This is a genomic window from Salinibacterium sp. AL4.1 (assembly GCF_059767305.1).
In genome coordinates this window covers 282,750-298,460 of record NZ_JBSOQK010000002.1, presented here as the reverse complement: position 1 = coordinate 298,460, position 15,711 = coordinate 282,750, and the positions used below count along the sequence as shown (strand labels likewise).

The 15,711-nt window shown below is 63.3% G+C and carries 13 protein-coding genes; 3 read left to right on the top strand and 10 right to left on the bottom strand.

Features of this window, described 5'->3' with window-relative positions; translation table 11 throughout:
• Nucleotides 1-42 precede the first annotated feature (42 nt).
• Nucleotides 43-1,554, bottom strand: a complete 1,512-nt coding sequence (locus tag ACWTV3_RS10810) for an ABC transporter substrate-binding protein (RefSeq protein ID WP_498478214.1) — start codon at nt 1,552-1,554, stop codon at nt 43-45.
• A 212-nt stretch (nt 1,555-1,766) separates the two neighbouring features.
• Between ACWTV3_RS10810 and ACWTV3_RS10805 the strand changes: the two genes are divergently transcribed.
• Complete coding sequence (locus ACWTV3_RS10805; protein ID WP_498478213.1) at nt 1,767-2,531, top strand: FadR/GntR family transcriptional regulator; 765 nt, start codon at nt 1,767-1,769, stop codon at nt 2,529-2,531.
• A gap of 12 nt (nt 2,532-2,543) precedes the next feature.
• On the opposite strand, the gene ACWTV3_RS10800 is transcribed toward ACWTV3_RS10805, so the two are convergent.
• The 4 genes from ACWTV3_RS10800 to ACWTV3_RS10785 all read right to left on the bottom strand — a co-directional run bounded on the left by ACWTV3_RS10800 (nt 2,544) and on the right by ACWTV3_RS10785 (nt 6,772).
• Nucleotides 2,544-3,116: a CoA-binding protein gene (locus tag ACWTV3_RS10800; protein ID WP_498478212.1), complete on the bottom strand. Its 573-nt coding sequence runs from the start codon at nt 3,114-3,116 to the stop codon at nt 2,544-2,546.
• Between the two features lie 2 nt (nt 3,117-3,118).
• Nucleotides 3,119-4,438 carry an O-acetylhomoserine aminocarboxypropyltransferase/cysteine synthase family protein gene (locus ACWTV3_RS10795; RefSeq protein ID WP_498478211.1) on the bottom strand — a complete coding sequence of 440 codons (1,320 nt, stop codon included), beginning with the start codon at nt 4,436-4,438 and terminating at the stop codon, nt 3,119-3,121.
• 70 nt (nt 4,439-4,508) lie between these two features.
• The gene (locus tag ACWTV3_RS10790) at nt 4,509-6,200 is read right to left on the bottom strand and encodes a dolichyl-phosphate-mannose--protein mannosyltransferase (protein WP_498478210.1); all 1,692 of its coding nucleotides are present in this window, start codon (nt 6,198-6,200) and stop codon (nt 4,509-4,511) included.
• Entirely contained in the window at nt 6,197-6,772 is a 576-nt protein-coding gene (locus tag ACWTV3_RS10785) for a TetR/AcrR family transcriptional regulator (RefSeq protein WP_498478209.1), read from the bottom strand. The genes ACWTV3_RS10790 and ACWTV3_RS10785 overlap by 4 nt, the downstream gene beginning before the upstream one ends.
• A gap of 140 nt (nt 6,773-6,912) precedes the next feature.
• Between ACWTV3_RS10785 and ACWTV3_RS10780 the strand changes: the two genes are divergently transcribed.
• Nucleotides 6,913-9,456, top strand: coding sequence for an MMPL family transporter (locus ACWTV3_RS10780; protein ID WP_498478208.1), 2,544 nt, complete (start codon nt 6,913-6,915; stop codon nt 9,454-9,456).
• Between the two features lie 54 nt (nt 9,457-9,510).
• Here ACWTV3_RS10780 and ACWTV3_RS10775 read toward each other — a convergent pair whose 3' ends face one another.
• Nucleotides 9,511-10,380, bottom strand: a complete 870-nt coding sequence (locus ACWTV3_RS10775) for an EamA family transporter (protein ID WP_498478543.1) — start codon at nt 10,378-10,380, stop codon at nt 9,511-9,513.
• 146 nt (nt 10,381-10,526) lie between these two features.
• Here ACWTV3_RS10775 and rsmI point away from each other — a divergent pair, with 146 nt between their 5' ends.
• Nucleotides 10,527-11,342 (top strand): 16S rRNA (cytidine(1402)-2'-O)-methyltransferase, encoded by an 816-nt coding sequence (gene rsmI, locus ACWTV3_RS10770; protein WP_498478207.1) that lies wholly within the window; start codon nt 10,527-10,529, stop codon nt 11,340-11,342.
• 18 nt (nt 11,343-11,360) lie between these two features.
• Here rsmI and ACWTV3_RS10765 read toward each other — a convergent pair whose 3' ends face one another.
• The 4 genes from ACWTV3_RS10765 to ACWTV3_RS10750 form a co-directional block, all read right to left on the bottom strand.
• The gene (locus tag ACWTV3_RS10765) at nt 11,361-11,810 is read right to left on the bottom strand and encodes an SRPBCC family protein (RefSeq protein WP_498478206.1); all 450 of its coding nucleotides are present in this window, start codon (nt 11,808-11,810) and stop codon (nt 11,361-11,363) included.
• A 76-nt stretch (nt 11,811-11,886) separates the two neighbouring features.
• A complete protein-coding gene (locus ACWTV3_RS10760) occupies nt 11,887-13,914 on the bottom strand; it encodes a PTS fructose transporter subunit IIABC (RefSeq protein WP_498478205.1) in 2,028 nt (675 codons plus the stop codon).
• Between the two features lie 38 nt (nt 13,915-13,952).
• Nucleotides 13,953-14,915 (bottom strand): 1-phosphofructokinase family hexose kinase, encoded by a 963-nt coding sequence (locus ACWTV3_RS10755; RefSeq protein ID WP_498478204.1) that lies wholly within the window; start codon nt 14,913-14,915, stop codon nt 13,953-13,955.
• Nucleotides 14,912-15,700 carry a DeoR/GlpR family DNA-binding transcription regulator gene (locus ACWTV3_RS10750; protein WP_498478203.1) on the bottom strand — a complete coding sequence of 263 codons (789 nt, stop codon included), beginning with the start codon at nt 15,698-15,700 and terminating at the stop codon, nt 14,912-14,914. Before ACWTV3_RS10750 ends, ACWTV3_RS10755 begins: the two co-directional genes overlap by 4 nt.
• Between the last annotated feature and the right edge of the window lie 11 nt (nt 15,701-15,711).

The window sequence follows — 15,711 nt, the reverse complement described above, 5'->3', positions numbered from 1 at the left end:
CCGACTCCGCCCGTCAGGGGAGTAGTGCTGGTGAAGCGGTTGTTAGCGTGCGATCGTCGTCAGGTCGAATGACAACGTCGGCGCGTTCAGCGGAACCCCGGTGAGGTCAGCGTCTGCTGCCGTCACGTTCGGGTTGAGGAAGAGCCAGTCGGCCGCGGCTTCTTCGGCCATGGTCGCGCTAGCTTCTTTCATCAACTCGACGAAGGTTGCTTCATCGCTTGCATCTGCTTCAGCGAACAGGGCCATTACTTCGGGGTTGTCGTAACCCGCGTAGTAGGTCGGCGCTGCAAACGCGCTGATGTCACGCGGTTCCGTGTGGGCGATGATCGAGATGTCGTAATCGTGGTTGGTGAAGACCTCATCGAGCCAGACTGCGGGGAACTCCAGCGTGGTGACGTCGGCGGTGATGCCGACCTGAGCGAGCTGATCCTTGACGACCTGGCCGGCATCCATGGCGTACGGCAGGTTGGGCAACTTCATCGAGACGGTGAGGTCGCTGACGCCTGCTTCGGCCAGAAGAGCTTCGGCCTTGGCCGGGTCGTAGGGGTAGAGCTCCACAAGCGAGTCGTCGAACCACGGGTCGGTCGGCGGAACCATCGAACCGATGAGTGAACCGTAACCGCTGTTCACCGTGTCCAGCACGGCTTGGCGGTCAACGGCATACATGACGGCTTGACGAACGCGAACGTCGCTGAACGCGTCGCTCTGGTTGTTTAGCGTCATGGTGGTCTCGCCAGTGGAGGTTCCTTCGTAGACGGTGAAGTCGTCATCCGATTCGAACTGACCGATGAGCTGGTAAGCAGTGAGCGCGGAGATGAGGTCGATGTCTCCACCCAGGAGAGCATTCGTCTGGGCGGTGGCGTCGGCGTAGTAGTTGAACGTGACATCGGTCATGAAGGGAGCGTCGCCCCAGTAGTCTTCACGTTCGGTCAGCTCGAGGCTGGTACCGGAGGTGAACTCGCTCACGTCGTATGGGCCGGTTCCGACTGGATCGGTGGCGAGATCATCGATGCCGTCGGGGCTGAACATCGTTCCAACCGGGCCGGCCATGTTGAAGAGCCAGCTATTGCTCGGGGTGCTGAGCGTGATGGTCACTTCGGTGTCTGACACCACGTCAACGGAGGCGATGGGATCGAGGTAGCCGGGGCCGTTGGCGGTCCAGTTGTCGGCAACGCGTTCGAGGCTGAATTTGACGCTCTCGGCGGTGAAGGGTGAGCCGTTGGAGAAGGTCACGCCCTCGTGCAACAGGAACGTGTAGACGAGTCCATCATCACTGACCGTGTAGGACTCGGCGAGCAGCGGTTGGATGTCGCCGGCGTTGTCGATTTTGACGAGACCTTCGTAGACGTTGTAGAGCAGCGCCTGCGGGATCGCGGCACCACCGGTGGTGGAGAAGTCGAGGCTTGCCGGGGATGCGAGCAGACCGACGACGAGTTCGGTGCTGGCGGCGGCATCGCTGGAATCGTCAGCGGCTGAACATCCGACGAGTGCGAGAGAAGCAACCATTGCGGTTGCGGTGATGGCGAGGGATTTCCGCCGGGTAAAGGACCTCATGTCTAGACAATCTCCTTGGTTTGTTTCCGAATTATTGCGGGAATGAAGCGGTGCGAAACGGGGGTGAAATGTGCTGGATAACGACCTGAAACAACTGGTCTGACCAGTACACTTAGGACGTGTCCGATAGTGTGGCACGGTCGTTGAAGGTCGTCAACGTGGGGCGCGAAATGATCGAAAACCGGCAACAATGATGTGCAAAAGGAAAGTAGATGACTGACAAAACTGAGTTCGTCGCCGTCAAGCCTGTGCGCGCCTACGAAGCAATCGTGGAGCAGATCGAACAAGCGATTGCGACGCGTCAGCTCAATCCCGGGGACCGTTTGCCGAGTGAGCGGGACCTCATGGGTACCTTTGCAGTAAGCCGTGCGACCGTGCGCGAAGCCCTCCGCGTGCTCGAAAGTGGCGGGCTTGTTCGCTCGCGCCCCGGAGATCCGCGTGGACCCGAAATTCTTCAAGCGTCGCCGGCAACGTTGCACAAAGCGATGAACCGGCTGGTTCGCAGTGGCACGATCAAGCTCTCTGAGCTGGTCGAATTCCGCGTCATGCTCGAAGGGGCGTCCTGCACCCTTGCCGCCGAACATCGAACGCCCGAGCAGCTCGAAGAAATGCGCGCTGCCGTCGAAGCAATGGAATCGAGCATCGCCGGCGGGTCAGCGGCATTTAGCCAAGCAGACGTTGATTTTCACGCCACCGTGTGGGAGGCAAGCCACAACCAACTCATGCAGATTTGCGGTGATGCGGCTCGCGGCGCACTCGTTGACTTGGTCAATGACCGCATCGACAGCGCTCCTGACTCCGGTGCGCAGATGAAGCTCTCGCTCGCCCACGACTACGAAATCTTCAACGCCATCGAAGCCCAGGACGGCGCTCGGGCTGGGCAACTCGCCCGCACCTTCGTTATTGAGTATTACGGCGAAATGATCGAGCACGGCGATCGCAACGGCCTTGCCCTGCTGGGAGTACCGAGTGAGTAACGCCCCGCTCGCCTAGCGCCCCGCGCGACGCGAGGAGATAACCCCGGTGTCGAAGCCCATGAGGTTGAGCCCGCCGTTGAAGCGGGCGTGCTCCACCTTGAGGCAGCGGTCCATGACCACCGTGAGCCCCTGCGATTCGCCGTAGACGGCGGCTTCTTCGTTCCAGATGCCGAGCTGCACCCACACAGCCTTCGCACCGATGGCGAGCACATCGTCGATCACGCTCGGGATGTCGCTGGCTTTGCGAAAGACATCCACAATGTCGGGCACTTCGGGCAACGATGCCAGATCGGGATACGCCTTCTCGCCGAGGATCGTATCGGCGTTGGGGTTCACGAAATACACCGTGTAGTTGGTCGACTGCAGCAGGTAGGTGCCCACGAAATAGCTCGACCGCGAGGGATTCGGCGAGGCGCCGACGATCGCAATTGACTTCGCACCGCGCAGGATTGCGGCACGCTTCTTGGCATCCGGCCCGACCCAGGTTCGCTGCGACTTGAGCAGTTTGGCGAGCGGCGAGCTGGCGGGCAGGTCGCACGTGAGCCCGTTGCTGAGCTGGGTGGTCTGGAGTTCTTCGGTCGACATCGTTAGCCCTTCGTCGCTGCGGTCAGCGCCTGGTCGAGGTCGGCGATGATGTCTTCGGGGTCTTCAATTCCCACGCTGATGCGAACGACACCGGGCAGTACGCCTGCATCGGTGAGCTGCTGCTCGGTGAGCTGCGCGTGCGTTGTCGATGCGGGATGAATCACGAGCGTTTTCGCGTCACCAATGTTGGCGAGGTGGCTGGCTAGCTCCACGCTCTCGATGAACTTTTGCCCGACAGCCCGGCTGTTCTGGGTTGCTGATCCGCGAACCTCGAACGAGAACACCGAGCCGGCGCCCTTCGGCAGGTACTTCTGCGCACGCTCGAAGTGCGGATGCCCCGGCAGCCCCGCCCAGTACACGGTCTCGACTCGCGAATCGGCTTCGAGCCACTCGGCGACGGTGCGCGCGTTGTCGACGTGGGCTTGCATCCGGAAGGGAAGGGTTTCGACTCCGGTCGCGAGCAACCAGGCCGAGTGCGGCGACAGGGCGGGCCCGATGTCGCGTAGCTGCTCAGCGCGCAAGCGAGTGAGGAAGGCGTACTCGCCAAAGTTGCCGCTCCAGTTGAGGCCGCCATAGCTTGGCACAGGCTCATCGAAAAGGGGGAAGCGGTCGGTGGCCCAGTCGAAGCGACCGCTCTCCACCACTACGCCGCCGAGGGTCGTGCCCGCGCCACCCAAGAACTTCGTAGCCGAGTGCGTGACGACATCGGCGCCCCACTCAATCGGGCGGTTCAGGTACGGTGTCGCGACCGTCGAGTCGATGATGAGCGGCAGATTGTGAGCATGAGCAACCTCCGCCAAACCCTCAATATCGGCAATCTCGCCCGACGGGTTCGCGATGGTCTCCGCGAAAATCAGCTTGGTCTTGTCAGTGATGGCCGCCGCATAGTCCTCGGGGTCGGCGGAGCGCACGAACGTGGTCTCCACCCCAAAACGACGCAGCGTGACATCCAACTGAGTGATGGACCCGCCATAGAGATTTGCGCTCGACACAATGTGATCGCCGGCACCGGCGAGCGACGCGAAGGTAATGAACTGCGCGCTCAGCCCACTGCCGGTAGCAACGGCGCCGAGTCCGCCCTCGAGCGACGCAACTCGTTCCTCGAAACTCGCGACCGTCGGGTTGGCAAGCCGGGAATAGATGTTGCCGTACTTCTGCAGCGCAAAGCGGGCCGCGGCATCCGCGGTGTCATCAAAGACGTACGCGCTCGTCTGGTAAATCGGCAGGGCGCGAGAGCCCGTTGTCGCATCGGGGATGTTGCCCGCGTGAATTGCGCGCGTGCGAAAACCATAGTTGCGGTCGGAACCACTCTGATCAGCCATAGCCACAGGCTACCCAAGCGGATGCCGCCTACAGATTTGTGACGTAACAGAACGCCACGAAACGGCTGGCCTAGATCCAGGTCGGCAACCACCAGCGCAGGCGCAGCAGGTCGTAGTCAATGACCTGACCGGTCCAGAGCGGCCAGAAGAACACGCTGACCGCGATCACGACGACCACGAACACTGCGACGACCCCGAGGCCGCTCGTTCGTCGATAACGGTCGTCGTCGCGGCTGCCGAGGATCACCCCGAGCGCCGCCACGAGCGCCAAAATCAGGTACGGCTCGAACACGATCGTGTAGAACTGAAAAACGGTGCGGTTCAGGTACAACAACCACGGCAAGTAGCCGGCGGCGACGCCCATCAGAATGAAGCCGGTCTGCCACTGGCGGTACCGAACCAAGCGATACACGAGGTACAGCATGGCGGCGGTCGCAGCCCACCAGATGATCGGGTTGGCGATTCCAGAGATGGAGGCGCCGCAGGCATCCGCGAAACAGCCGTCGTCGCCGCGGGAGAGATTCTCGTAGAACATGCTCGTGGGGCGGATGAGCAGCAGCCACGTCAGAGGGTTCGCTTGGTAGGGGTGCGGTCGGGTTTCGCCCACGTGATAGCTGTACACGCTCGACTGAAAGTGCCACAGGCTTTGCAGGTCGAGAGGCACCCAGCTGAGAGCACCGGTCCAGGCGTTGCCGTCACTTTCGGCCCACGATCGGTCGTAGCCGTCGTCGCTGAGAAACCAGCCCGTCCACGTACTGAGGTACACGAGCAGCGCAACCGGCACGGTCAGCAGGAAGCTCACGGGGGCTTGCTTGAAGAGAGTGCCGGAGCCCCAGAAGCTGATGCCAGCTTGGCGACGAGCGAGGGCATCCACCACCAGGCTGTAGACGGCGAAGGCCGCCAAGAAGTAGAGACCGTTCCATTTGACGGCGGCAGCGAGTCCGAAGGCAACGGCGGCGAGCATGAGCCACGGCCGCCACCACAGCGCCGGGCCCCATTCGGTGCTCGCACCGCGAAGCCCACGGCGACTAATCCACAGCGCCAGTCGGGTGGCCGAATGCTCGCGATCGAGCAGCATCGCGCCGACCCCGAGCAGAGCGAAGATCATGACGAAATTGTCGAGCAAGGCGACGCGGCTCATGACAATCGCGTTGCCATCGATCGCCATCAGCAACCCGGCCAGGGTTGCGAGCAGCGTGGAGCCGAAGAGTTTCTTGGCGATCAGCATGAGCACAACGACCGCGAGAATGCCGACGAGGGCCGTGGCGATGCGCCAGCCGAACGGGTCTTCGCCGCCGCCCGGCAGCATGCCCAAACCAATCAACCACTTGCCGAGCGGAGGATGCACCACAAAGGATGGGTCATTCAGAAAGATGTTGACCTTGCCGCTGTTGAATAAGGCATCCGCTTCGGCCGGCCACTGCGCCTCGTAGCCGAGGTTCACGAGCGTCCACGAATCCTTCACATAGAAGGTCTCATCAAAAACCAGCGATGACGGATGCGCGAGGCCGACCAGTCGCGTGAACGCGGCGATCGCCAGCACGATCGCCGGCCCGGCCCACCCGAGCCAACGTCGGGTCAGTGGACTTCTCGCCGCCCACCAGTCATCGACGCGGGAACCCCCGGCGGTGGCGTAGTGGTGGCCAGCGGTAGAAGGGATCGCGGCAGAATCTGCGCCGGAAGCAGCGGTGGTCTCAGCTGAACTCCCCGGCGAATCGCTTGCCAGAATGGCGTCGAAGTCGTGCGGGTTGCTCTGGCTCACTCGGCAATCGTACTCAGCGTTGAACGTTCGTGGGGCGCGGTGAAGGTCTGCCAGATCCAGTCGGCCGCGGCACGAGCCGGCGGTCGCGGAGTCATAGCGAGCCAGACATCGATAATTCCGAAGGTGGCGCCGGTGACGCTGGCGCTCGCGATGTCGAGGGCGACCCCGTCGGGGGCAGCGGGGTCGTGGTCGAGAATCCCTTGACGCACGATGAGGTTCAGGCGTGCTCGCAGTCGCGATCCCACGAGAGCGGAGCCGCGCGGGCCGAGAGCGCTGGCGTAGATGGCAGCGTTGTCGTCGAGGTGCGAGAGGTAGTTCAGGAGCGCTGGCGGCGGATCGGCGCTGAGGGGATCGAGGTCAACGAGTTGCACTCCCGCATCCTCGGCGGCGGCCTCGATGGCAAAAGCGAGCAGCGTCTCTTTGTCGGCGAAGTGTTGGTAGAAGCTGCTGCGGTTGACGCCGGCACGTTCTACGATCTCGGCGACCGTCACTTCATCGAGTGGTTGCTCTTGGGCGAGCGAAAAGAGAGCCTGTTGCAGGCTTCGCCGGGTTCGTTCTACGCGAGCATCCATCCGTCGATCATTGCAGAGATACCCCGCAAAGGGGTGAGTTTTCCGACAAGTGTTGGAAAACTCAGTGTTGGGGACTTAGGCTGGAGTCTGGCCCGAAGACGTGCTCGTTTTTGTGTTCCCGACGAGAGGTTTTCTTCAGCATGGCTGAACTCCTGTACCGCCTTGGCCGTCTATCGGCCCGCCGCGCTTGGCTCTTTATCGTGAGCTGGATCGCCGTGCTTGGCCTTGCTGGCGGAGCTTTCGCGCTCTTCGGCGGCACCCTGTCGTCAACCATGACGATTCCTGGTACCGAAACCGAACGCGTCGCCGATGAACTCACCGAACAACTCGGCAACGTGGGCGGAATCTCTGCCACGGTTGTGTTCAGCTCAGAAGACGGCAGCGCGCTGAGCGACTCCCAGCAAAGTGAGATCTCGGATGCTCTCGCCGACCTCACCTCGCAGAGCGATGTCAGCGCGGTCATCGACCCCTTCGAGACCGACGCTCAGCGTGAAGAGCAATCGCAACAGCTCGTGGACGGGCGCGAACAGATCGACGCTGCCAACGCGCAACTCGTCGAGGCTCGCGACCAGCTTGACGCCGCCTTCGAGCAATACGAGAACGGGCAGATCCAGCTGGATGCCGCGATCGCCGAAGCTGAGGCTGGTGGTTACTACGAGCTCTCGCAGGCCGAGTTCGATGCTCAGCAGGCACAGCTCGACGCGGTATTCGACGAACTGGGCGTGCAAGAAGACGCGTGGGAAGAAGGTGTCATCGAGCTCGGCAAGCAAGAGCGTGAGCTCGGCTTTGGCGAGCGCCTCATGGATGCAGCCGCCAACATCAGCTTCGTCTCCGACGATGGCGCGACGGCTCTCGGTCTCATCACCTTCGACAGCGAACTTCTCGACCTCTCGGCGGAGACCAAGAGCGAGATCACCGAAAAACTGGACAGTGTCGACATCGAGGGCGTGACGGTCGATTATTCGTCGACGCTGACGCTCTCCACCGATGGCTTGTTGGGCATCGGTGAGATTATCGGCGTGCTGCTGGCTGGCGTCGTTTTGCTCGTGCTGTTCCGCTCCTTCTTACCGGCAACGCTGCCGATCGTGTCGTCAATCATCGGTGTCGGCGTCGGTGTCGCAGGCTCGCTCGCCTTCTCCGGGGTAGTCGAGATGACCTCCGTGACGCCGATTCTGGGTGTGATGCTCGGCCTCGCTGTCGGTATCGACTACACGCTCTTCATCGTGCAGCGTCACCGTCGCCAACTCGCGGCGGGCATGGAACTCCACGAGTCGATCGGTCTCGCCAACGGAACCTCGGGTAACGCGGTGCTGTTCGCCGGGTCGACGGTTCTCGTCGCGCTGCTCGCACTCAATGTGAGCGGCATCCCGTTCCTCGGCGTCATGGGTACGGTCGGCGCTGTCTGCGTTCTCATCTCGGTGCTGATCGCTGTGAGCCTCACTCCGGCCCTGTTGGCGCTGCTCGGCAAGCGCGTGCTTTCTCGCAAGGCCCGCGCCAACATTGGTCACGAGTCGCACGTACTTCCTCCGGCCCGCGCGATGCGCACCAGCCGCGCGGTTGTCATGCTCATTGTGGCAACGCTCGGGCTGCTAATCGTCGCGATTCCGGCGCTGTCGATGCGGTTGGGGCTTCCCGACGGCTCGTCAGAACCCGCAGATTCCACGCAATACCGCACCTATACGACGATCGCCGAAGAGTTCGGGGCGGGCCAAAATGGCACCCTCCTTGTCACGGCGACGCTCCCCACTGGCGTCTCCGAAGACGACGAGCTCGAAACCCAAGCCGATCTCGTTGACCAGCTACTCGCCTTCGATGACGTCGAAGCTGTCGCACCCATCGGCGTCTCTGCTGATCGGGATTACTTCGCGTTCCAGCTCGTTCCTGTGGAAGGGCCCACGAGCGTGTCGACGGGCGAGCTCGTTCACGAGTTGCGCGATAGCTCTCCGCTAGCGGGAGACATCGAGCTCGGAGTTGCTGGCTCGGCCAGCGGAAACATCGACATCTCCGAGAACCTCGCTAACGTGCTGCCGCTGTACCTCGCGGTCGTCGTCGGCCTGTCGCTGATCATCCTGATTCTGGTGTTCCGCTCGCTTCTCGTGCCGGTTATCGCGACCGCGGGCTACGTGCTGTCGCTGCTGGCGGCCTTCGGCGCGATGGTTGCCGTGTACCAGTGGGGTTGGTTGGGCGCGCTCTTCGGCGTCACTGATCCGGGCCCGTTGCTGAACTTCGCCCCGATCATCATCATGGGCGTGCTGTTCGGCCTCGCGATGGACTACCAGCTCTTCCTCGTCTCGGGGATGCGCGAAGCGTACATTCACGGGGTGCCCGCCAGGGCTGCCGTCGTGAGCGGGCTGCGCAGTGGTCGTGCCGTCGTCACCGCCGCCGCCATCATCATGATCGCCGTCTTCGGAGGCTTCGTCTTCTCGCACTTGGCGATCGTTCGCCCGCTCGGCTTCGGCCTCGCCATCGGCGTGCTCTTCGACGCCTTCGTCGTGCGGATGATGTTCGTCCCCGCCCTGATGCACCTGTTCGGCAAGTCGGTGTGGTGGTTGCCTCGCTGGCTCGACCGCATCCTGCCGAGCGTGGATGTCGAGGGAGCCGCGCTCGAGCGCAGCCACCCCATCCACGCCGTTGAACCGGATGACGCGAGCACTTCCTCGGAGGCGGCACCGACCGCTCGCTAGCGGCTGCTTGCTAGCAATCGCACGCCCAGCGTGCCTGCCCGGAGAAGCTTCGCTCTACAGCGGAGTCTCTTCGGGCAGTAGTGCGTTCGGCCCCGCTCCGGGTGCTCCGGGGACGCGGGATGCCGCCCGCACCGCCCCAATAGAGGCTGCGATCACGAGCACTATTCCGACGCCCTGGATGAGCGTGATGCTCTGGCCGAGCACGAAGAATCCCGCACCCGTCGCAATGGCCGGAGCCAGTGCCATGAGCACCGAGAAAGCGGCAGCGGAGATGCGTCGCAACGCAATGAGTTCGAGGGCGTAAGGGATTGCCGAAGAGCAAATAGCCACCGCGAGGCCGCGCACCAGAATTGACGGCTCGAGCAGAGTGCTACCCGCTTGGATGATGCCGAAGGGAAGGCTGATGATCGCGCCGATCGCCATGGCGATGGCGAGGCCATCCAATCCAGCAAAGACTTGCCCAGTCTTGCGTGACGCCAGAATGTAGCCTGCCCACGAGACGGCGGCGGCTAGCGCGAAGGCGACACCGACGGGGTCAAGAGCTCCGATGCTGCCGAGGCTCAGCAGGGCAACGCCGGCGAAGGCGAGCACTGCCCAGAGCCAGGCGCTGGCACGACGAGCCACAATGACGGAAAGAACGAGCGGACCAAGCACCTCGATCGTGACGGTCGCGCCAAGGTCAACGCGCGAGAGGGCTTCGTAGAACAGCAGGTTCATGCCGCCGAGCGAAATACCAAAAATGACGGCCATGATCCACGCGCGCTTCGAGATAGCCCGCAGGTTGGGGCGGGCTATGGCGAGCAAGATTGCCGCCGAGAAAACCAGCCGCAGGGAGACCATTCCGGCAGGCCCCACCTCGGGAAACAGCAACACGGCGACCGAGGCACCCACGTCTTGAAAGATCAGCCCAAAGACCACGAGCATGGCGGCGCCGAGAGGGGTTCCTCTCAAGGGCGGGGGAGTCGACATAGTGCAACACTACGACCTCGGCAGGGGTGCTTTGCGCACGTCAGATTTCGTCGGAATGTACCCGCGCCGCACACAGCGAGAGCGGGTGGGAGAATGGGGGAGTGATCATTCTTGCGGCGACTCCCATCGGCAATCTGGGCGACGCTTCTCAGCGTCTCATCGAGGCACTGACGAACGCCGAGGTGATCGCGAGCGAAGACACGAGAACGACCATCCATCTCATGCGGGCTTTGGGCATTGAGAACCGCCCGCGACTGATTCCGCTGCACGAGCACAACGAGTCGGAGAAGGCGACAGAGATTGTTGAGCTCGCGCGCGACGCTGACGTCGTGGTCCTGAGCGATGCTGGAATGCCCGCCATCAGCGACCCGGGATTCCCGCTCGTTGCGGCGGCGGCCGCCGCCGGGGTCACCGTTACCGCTCTGCCCGGACCGAGTGCCGTGCTCACCGCCCTCGCGGTGTCGGGCTTGCCCACCGACCGCTTCAGCTTCGAAGGTTTCTTGCCCCGCAAGGGACGGGTCGCGTACTTCCGTGGGCTTGCTCGCGAAGAACGTACGATGGTGTTCTTCGAGAGCCCCAATCGGCTGCCGGCGGCGCTCGCCGACCTCGCCACCGCCCTGGGCGATGGCCGTCGCGCTGTCGTGTGCCGCGAACTCACCAAGATGTACGAAGAGGTCGCTCGCGGCACCGCCGCTGAGCTCGCTGAGAAGTTCAAAGACGGAGCCCGGGGCGAGATCTGTCTCGTCGTCGAAGGTGCAGCCCCCGCGACATCCGACCTGCCAACCGCGGTCACCTACGTGCTCTCGCTCGTAGCCGACGGTGCTCGCTTGAAAGAAGCGGCAACCGAAGTGGCCGAGCAGACCGGGCTGAGCAAGCGTGAACTGTACGAAGCGGCGTTGCAGGCTAAGAAAAAGTAGCCCTAGGGTCCGGAGCGACTACGCCTGCGCCTCGCAGGCAACTTTCAACTCGTGGTGGTCCTTCGTGAGCGCCTTTTTGGTCGCTCCCAAAAACACGAGGCCGACGATGCTCATGAGACGTGCGCCGAAGTTCAGGGGCGTCATCGTGAAGCGGTAATCGAGGCGCGTTCCGCCATGACTCGGCATGAAGAGGTACACGCTTTGGTAGTGCATGCCGTGTGACTCGGCGTCGACGGTGTACGACACATCCTCTTCGTACGCGGTGACCCACATCGTTTCGGTGGCCTCCTTGCCAGCAAAAACACGGGTCTCGCGCCACTTGGTGCCCACCTCTAGCTGCGCGGGGCCCTCGAGCACGTCTAGTGCGATGATGCCGCTGACGTTGGTCGGGGCGTTGTCGAGATCGCAGAATGTCTCGAACACTCTCTCCACTGGCGCATCGATATAGACGTTGTCGGTGATCTTCATTGATGCTCCTTGCGCAGTGTCGAGACCGGGCACTCTGCGACTGAGTCGCAGTGCGCCCGGACCCCAGCCTACGACTTTAGGCGGCCACCGGTACCTGAGCGGCGGTGGATGCCACGGGCTCGCTCTTGCGCACGAAGCGCTTGAGGGCGACCACCATCAGTGCCGCAACGATGGTTCCTGCGACAATCGCGACCAGGAACATCGGGAACGGGTTGATCGCGAAGAACACGAACACACCACCGTGAGGTGCCTGCGAGGTGACACCGAACGCCATGATCATGGCACCTGTAACCGCACTACCGATCGCGCTGGCGGGGATCACGCGCAGCGGGTCAGCAGCAGCGAACGGGATGGCGCCCTCGGAGATAAACGAAGCACCGAGCAACCATGCAGCCTTGCCGTTTTCCTTCTCAACGGGCGAGAACAGGCGACGAGCGAGAACGGTGGAGGCGAGAGCCATCGCGAGCGGAGCAACCATTCCGGATGCCATGACAGCGGCCATGATCATCCACGGTCCCTGATTGTCGATCGCACCCGCACCGAGGCCGGCGACGGCGAACGAGTACGCAACCTTGTTGACGGGACCACCGAGGTCGAAGCCCATCATGGCTCCCAGGATGAGACCGAGAACGATGGCGGATGCCCCGTTCAGGCCGTTGAGGAAGTCATTGAGAGCCACGGTAAGCGAAGCGATCGGTCCGCCGAGAATCAGCACCATGAGGCCGGAGGCGAAGATCGACGCGAGCAGCGGAATCACAACAACAGGCATGAGGCCACGGAACCACGCGGCGGTCTTGCGCTGAGCGAGCCAGTGAGCGGCAACACCCGCGAGGAGACCACCGACGATACCGCCGAGGAAGCCGGCACCCATGAGGCCAGCTACCGCACCGGCGGTGAAACCGGGAGCGATACCGGGGCGGTCAGCGATCGCATAGGCGATGTAACCGGCAAGAGCGGGAACGAGGAAGCCCATCGAGGCGGCACCGATCTGGAAGGCCGCGGCGCCGAGGTAGGCAGCAATGCCGCCCTCAGGCAGGTTCCACAGACTGTTCTCCACGATGATGCTTCCCGCGGTTTCGGTGATGAGGTAGCCGCCGAGCAGGAAGCCGAGCGCGATCAACAGACCGCCACCGGCTACGAACGGAATCATGTAGCTCACACCGGTGAGCAGAGCGCGCTTGACGGTCTGGCCGAAGTGCTCGTCGCTCGTGCTGCTGGTGGCTTCGCTGGCTGCTCCGCCCCCGGCAACGCGCGGGGCGTTGGGGTCGCCGCCGGCGGCAAGGGCTTCCGCGATCATCGCATCGGGGGCGTCAATGCCGCGCTTCACGGGCGACTGCACAACAGCCTTGCCGGCGAAGCGAGCCTTGTCGCGAACATCCACATCGACAGCAAAGATGACAGCGGATGCCGCAGCAATCACCGCAGGATCAAGCGGCGTCGACCCCGACGAGCCCTGAGTCTCGACGTGGAGTTCTACGCCAGCACGCTCAGCGGCAGCGGCGAGTGAATCGGCCGCCATGTACGTGTGGGCGATGCCGGTGGGGCACGCGGTGACGGCAATCAGCACGGGGCGAGCGGCGGCGTCCGCGTCTGCACTCGCATCCGGGGAAGAAGTTGCAGAAGCAGTCGCGGCGGCGGGCGCAGCCTTCTCTTCGGGAGCGGTTGCCTGCTCCACGAGGGCCACGATTTCTTCGCGAGTCGCCGCAGCGCGCAGGCTGTCAACGAATTCGGGGTTCACGAGCGAGCGGGCGAGAGCGGAGAGCACCGTGAGGTGTTCTTGGTCGGCACCGGCCGGGGCCGCAATCAAGAAAATGAGGTCGGCGGGAGCATCCGTGGCACCAAAGTCAACGGCAGGCGCGAGGCGTGCCATTACGAGGGTTGCTTCGGTGACGGCTTCGGAACGGCAGTGAGGAATCGCGATACCGCCGGGAACTCCCGTGTCGGTGAGTTGTTCGCGAGCCCAGGCGTCGTCAAAAAGTGATTCTGCAGCGGTGGCCCGACCCTGTTCGGCGACGAGATTCGTCAGCGCGCGAATGACACTTTCGCGGTCGGTGCCGAGATCGGCATCCAACAATACGAGGTCGGGGGTGATGAGTTGCGACATTGCTTTCTCCTTGTAGGCAGCAGTTGGCGTGCTGAGGTTCATGGTGCGGTGGGGCGGCTGAGCAGGTGCACGTCAGCGGCGTCGGGGGTGGTATTTTCTGGGCTCGGCATCGTGCTGCCGGGGAGGGCAGCGGCGGCTGCTCCGTGGGCGACGGCCTGGGCCAGTCGTCGTTCGGGGGCAGCACCGCGTTGGTCGGCGAGAAGGTACCCAGCGAGGGAGGCATCGCCGGCGCCGACGGTGCTTTTGGCCGCGACGGGAGGCATGGTGGCTCGCCAGGTTTCGTCGGCGGTCACGAGGAGCGCTCCGCGTGATCCGAGAGTGGCGAGTACGGCACGGCAGCCGCGAGCGACAAGGCTGAGAGCGGCGGCAGCGGCGGCATCCGGGTCGTCTTCAAAGGTGTCGGCCAGGCCGGTCATTTCGGCGAGCTCTTCAGAGTTGGGCTTGATGAGGTCAACGCCAATGCCTGATTCGATGAGGGCCTGCATCGGGGCACCTGAAGAATCAACGGCGATGCGCGGTCCGTGCCCGTTGGTGGCGGCGCGAATAGCGTGAACCACGCGAACGTAGAAGTCGCTGCTCAGCCCGGGAGGAAGCGAGCCGGCAAGAACAACCCACTCGGCTCGGCGCGCGTGCGAGACCACGAGATCAATCAGTGCGGCATCGTCGTCGGCGGAGAGCTGCGGACCGGGCTCGTTGATCTTGGTGGTCGTGCCATCGGGCTCGGTGATCGTCACGTTAGAGCGCACGCGACCCGCGATCGGCAGCCCAGCGGTCGGAGTGTGCTCGGCGCGCAGGGCGACGAGCATCGGGTCAGAAGTATCGCCGGGAAGCACCGCAATCGTGTCGAGTCCCGACGCGATGAGTGCTCGCGACACGTTGACGCCCTTGCCGCCGGGCTGTTCACTGCTGGCAATCGAACGCTGAACTTCGCCGCGGTCGAGAGCGGAGTCGAGCTCGATCGTGCGATCGAGGCTGGGGTTGGCGGTGACGGTGACGATCATGCGATCACCGTTTCGACATCCGCGCGCTCAAGGGCAAGGGTGAGGTCCTCGTCGGGAGAGTGGTCAGTGATGATCGTGTCGACCTCCGAGAGTGAGGCGAAACTCATGAGGGTTTCGATGCCGAGCTTCGAGGCGTCGACCAGGGCGATGGCGCGACGCGAACCTCGAGTGAGCGCGCTCTTCACGGCCGCTTCGTCAGGGTCGGGCGTGCTGAAGCCGAAGTCGGCATGAACGCCGTTGGCACCGAGGAAAGCAATGTCGGGGCGGATGCCCGAGAGTTGCGTGAGCGTGGCGGAACCAACCGCAGCCCCCGTGATACCGCGCAGGCGACCGCCGATGAGCTGAACCTCAATGTGCGGGTTCTCGCTCACGATCGCCGCGATGGAGATCGAGTTAGTGACGACCGTCAGCGAACCGGCGGATGCCGCGGGCTGCCAGTCGCGCAAGTGCTGAGCCAGGCGGCTGGTCGTGGTGCCCGAGTCGATGCTGATCGCGCCCGTGAAGGTGGACGGAATGAGAGCCATCGCTGCCAGCGCAATGCGCTCTTTAGCATCGGAGTTGCGGTCGGTGCGGGCGGCGACGCTTTCTTCAACGCGACTAATCCGAGCCGCCGAGACCGCGCCCCCGTGCACGCGGCGCAATACGCCTCGTGCTTCAAGCTGATCGAGGTCTCGACGGACCGTTTCGCTCGACACGTCGAACGTGCGAGCGAGGTCGATTACAGCGACGCGGCCAGCTTCAGCAAGTTGTCCCTCTATGTGCTGTTGCCGCTCTTCTGCGTACATCCGTAATCTCC

What these genes read in the sequence shown, in the direction of transcription:
- ACWTV3_RS10780 (WP_498478208.1), top strand. Translation starts at nt 6,913, where the DNA reads ATGGCTGAACTCCTGTACCGCCTTGGCCGTCTATCGGCCCGCCGCGCT.
- ACWTV3_RS10805 (WP_498478213.1), top strand. Translation starts at nt 1,767, where the DNA reads ATGACTGACAAAACTGAGTTCGTCGCCGTCAAGCCTGTGCGCGCCTAC.
- ACWTV3_RS10765 (WP_498478206.1), bottom strand. Translation starts at nt 11,810, where the DNA reads ATGAAGATCACCGACAACGTCTATATCGATGCGCCAGTGGAGAGAGTG.
- ACWTV3_RS10760 (WP_498478205.1), bottom strand. Translation starts at nt 13,914, where the DNA reads ATGTCGCAACTCATCACCCCCGACCTCGTATTGTTGGATGCCGATCTC.
- ACWTV3_RS10785 (WP_498478209.1), bottom strand. Translation starts at nt 6,772, where the DNA reads ATGGATGCTCGCGTAGAACGAACCCGGCGAAGCCTGCAACAGGCTCTC.
- ACWTV3_RS10775 (WP_498478543.1), bottom strand. Translation starts at nt 10,380, where the DNA reads ATGCTCGTGGTCTTTGGGCTGATCTTTCAAGACGTGGGTGCCTCGGTC.
- ACWTV3_RS10800 (WP_498478212.1), bottom strand. Translation starts at nt 3,116, where the DNA reads ATGTCGACCGAAGAACTCCAGACCACCCAGCTCAGCAACGGGCTCACG.
- ACWTV3_RS10755 (WP_498478204.1), bottom strand. Translation starts at nt 14,915, where the DNA reads ATGATCGTCACCGTCACCGCCAACCCCAGCCTCGATCGCACGATCGAG.
- ACWTV3_RS10810 (WP_498478214.1), bottom strand. Translation starts at nt 1,554, where the DNA reads ATGAGGTCCTTTACCCGGCGGAAATCCCTCGCCATCACCGCAACCGCA.
- ACWTV3_RS10795 (WP_498478211.1), bottom strand. Translation starts at nt 4,438, where the DNA reads ATGGCTGATCAGAGTGGTTCCGACCGCAACTATGGTTTTCGCACGCGC.
- ACWTV3_RS10750 (WP_498478203.1), bottom strand. Translation starts at nt 15,700, where the DNA reads ATGTACGCAGAAGAGCGGCAACAGCACATAGAGGGACAACTTGCTGAA.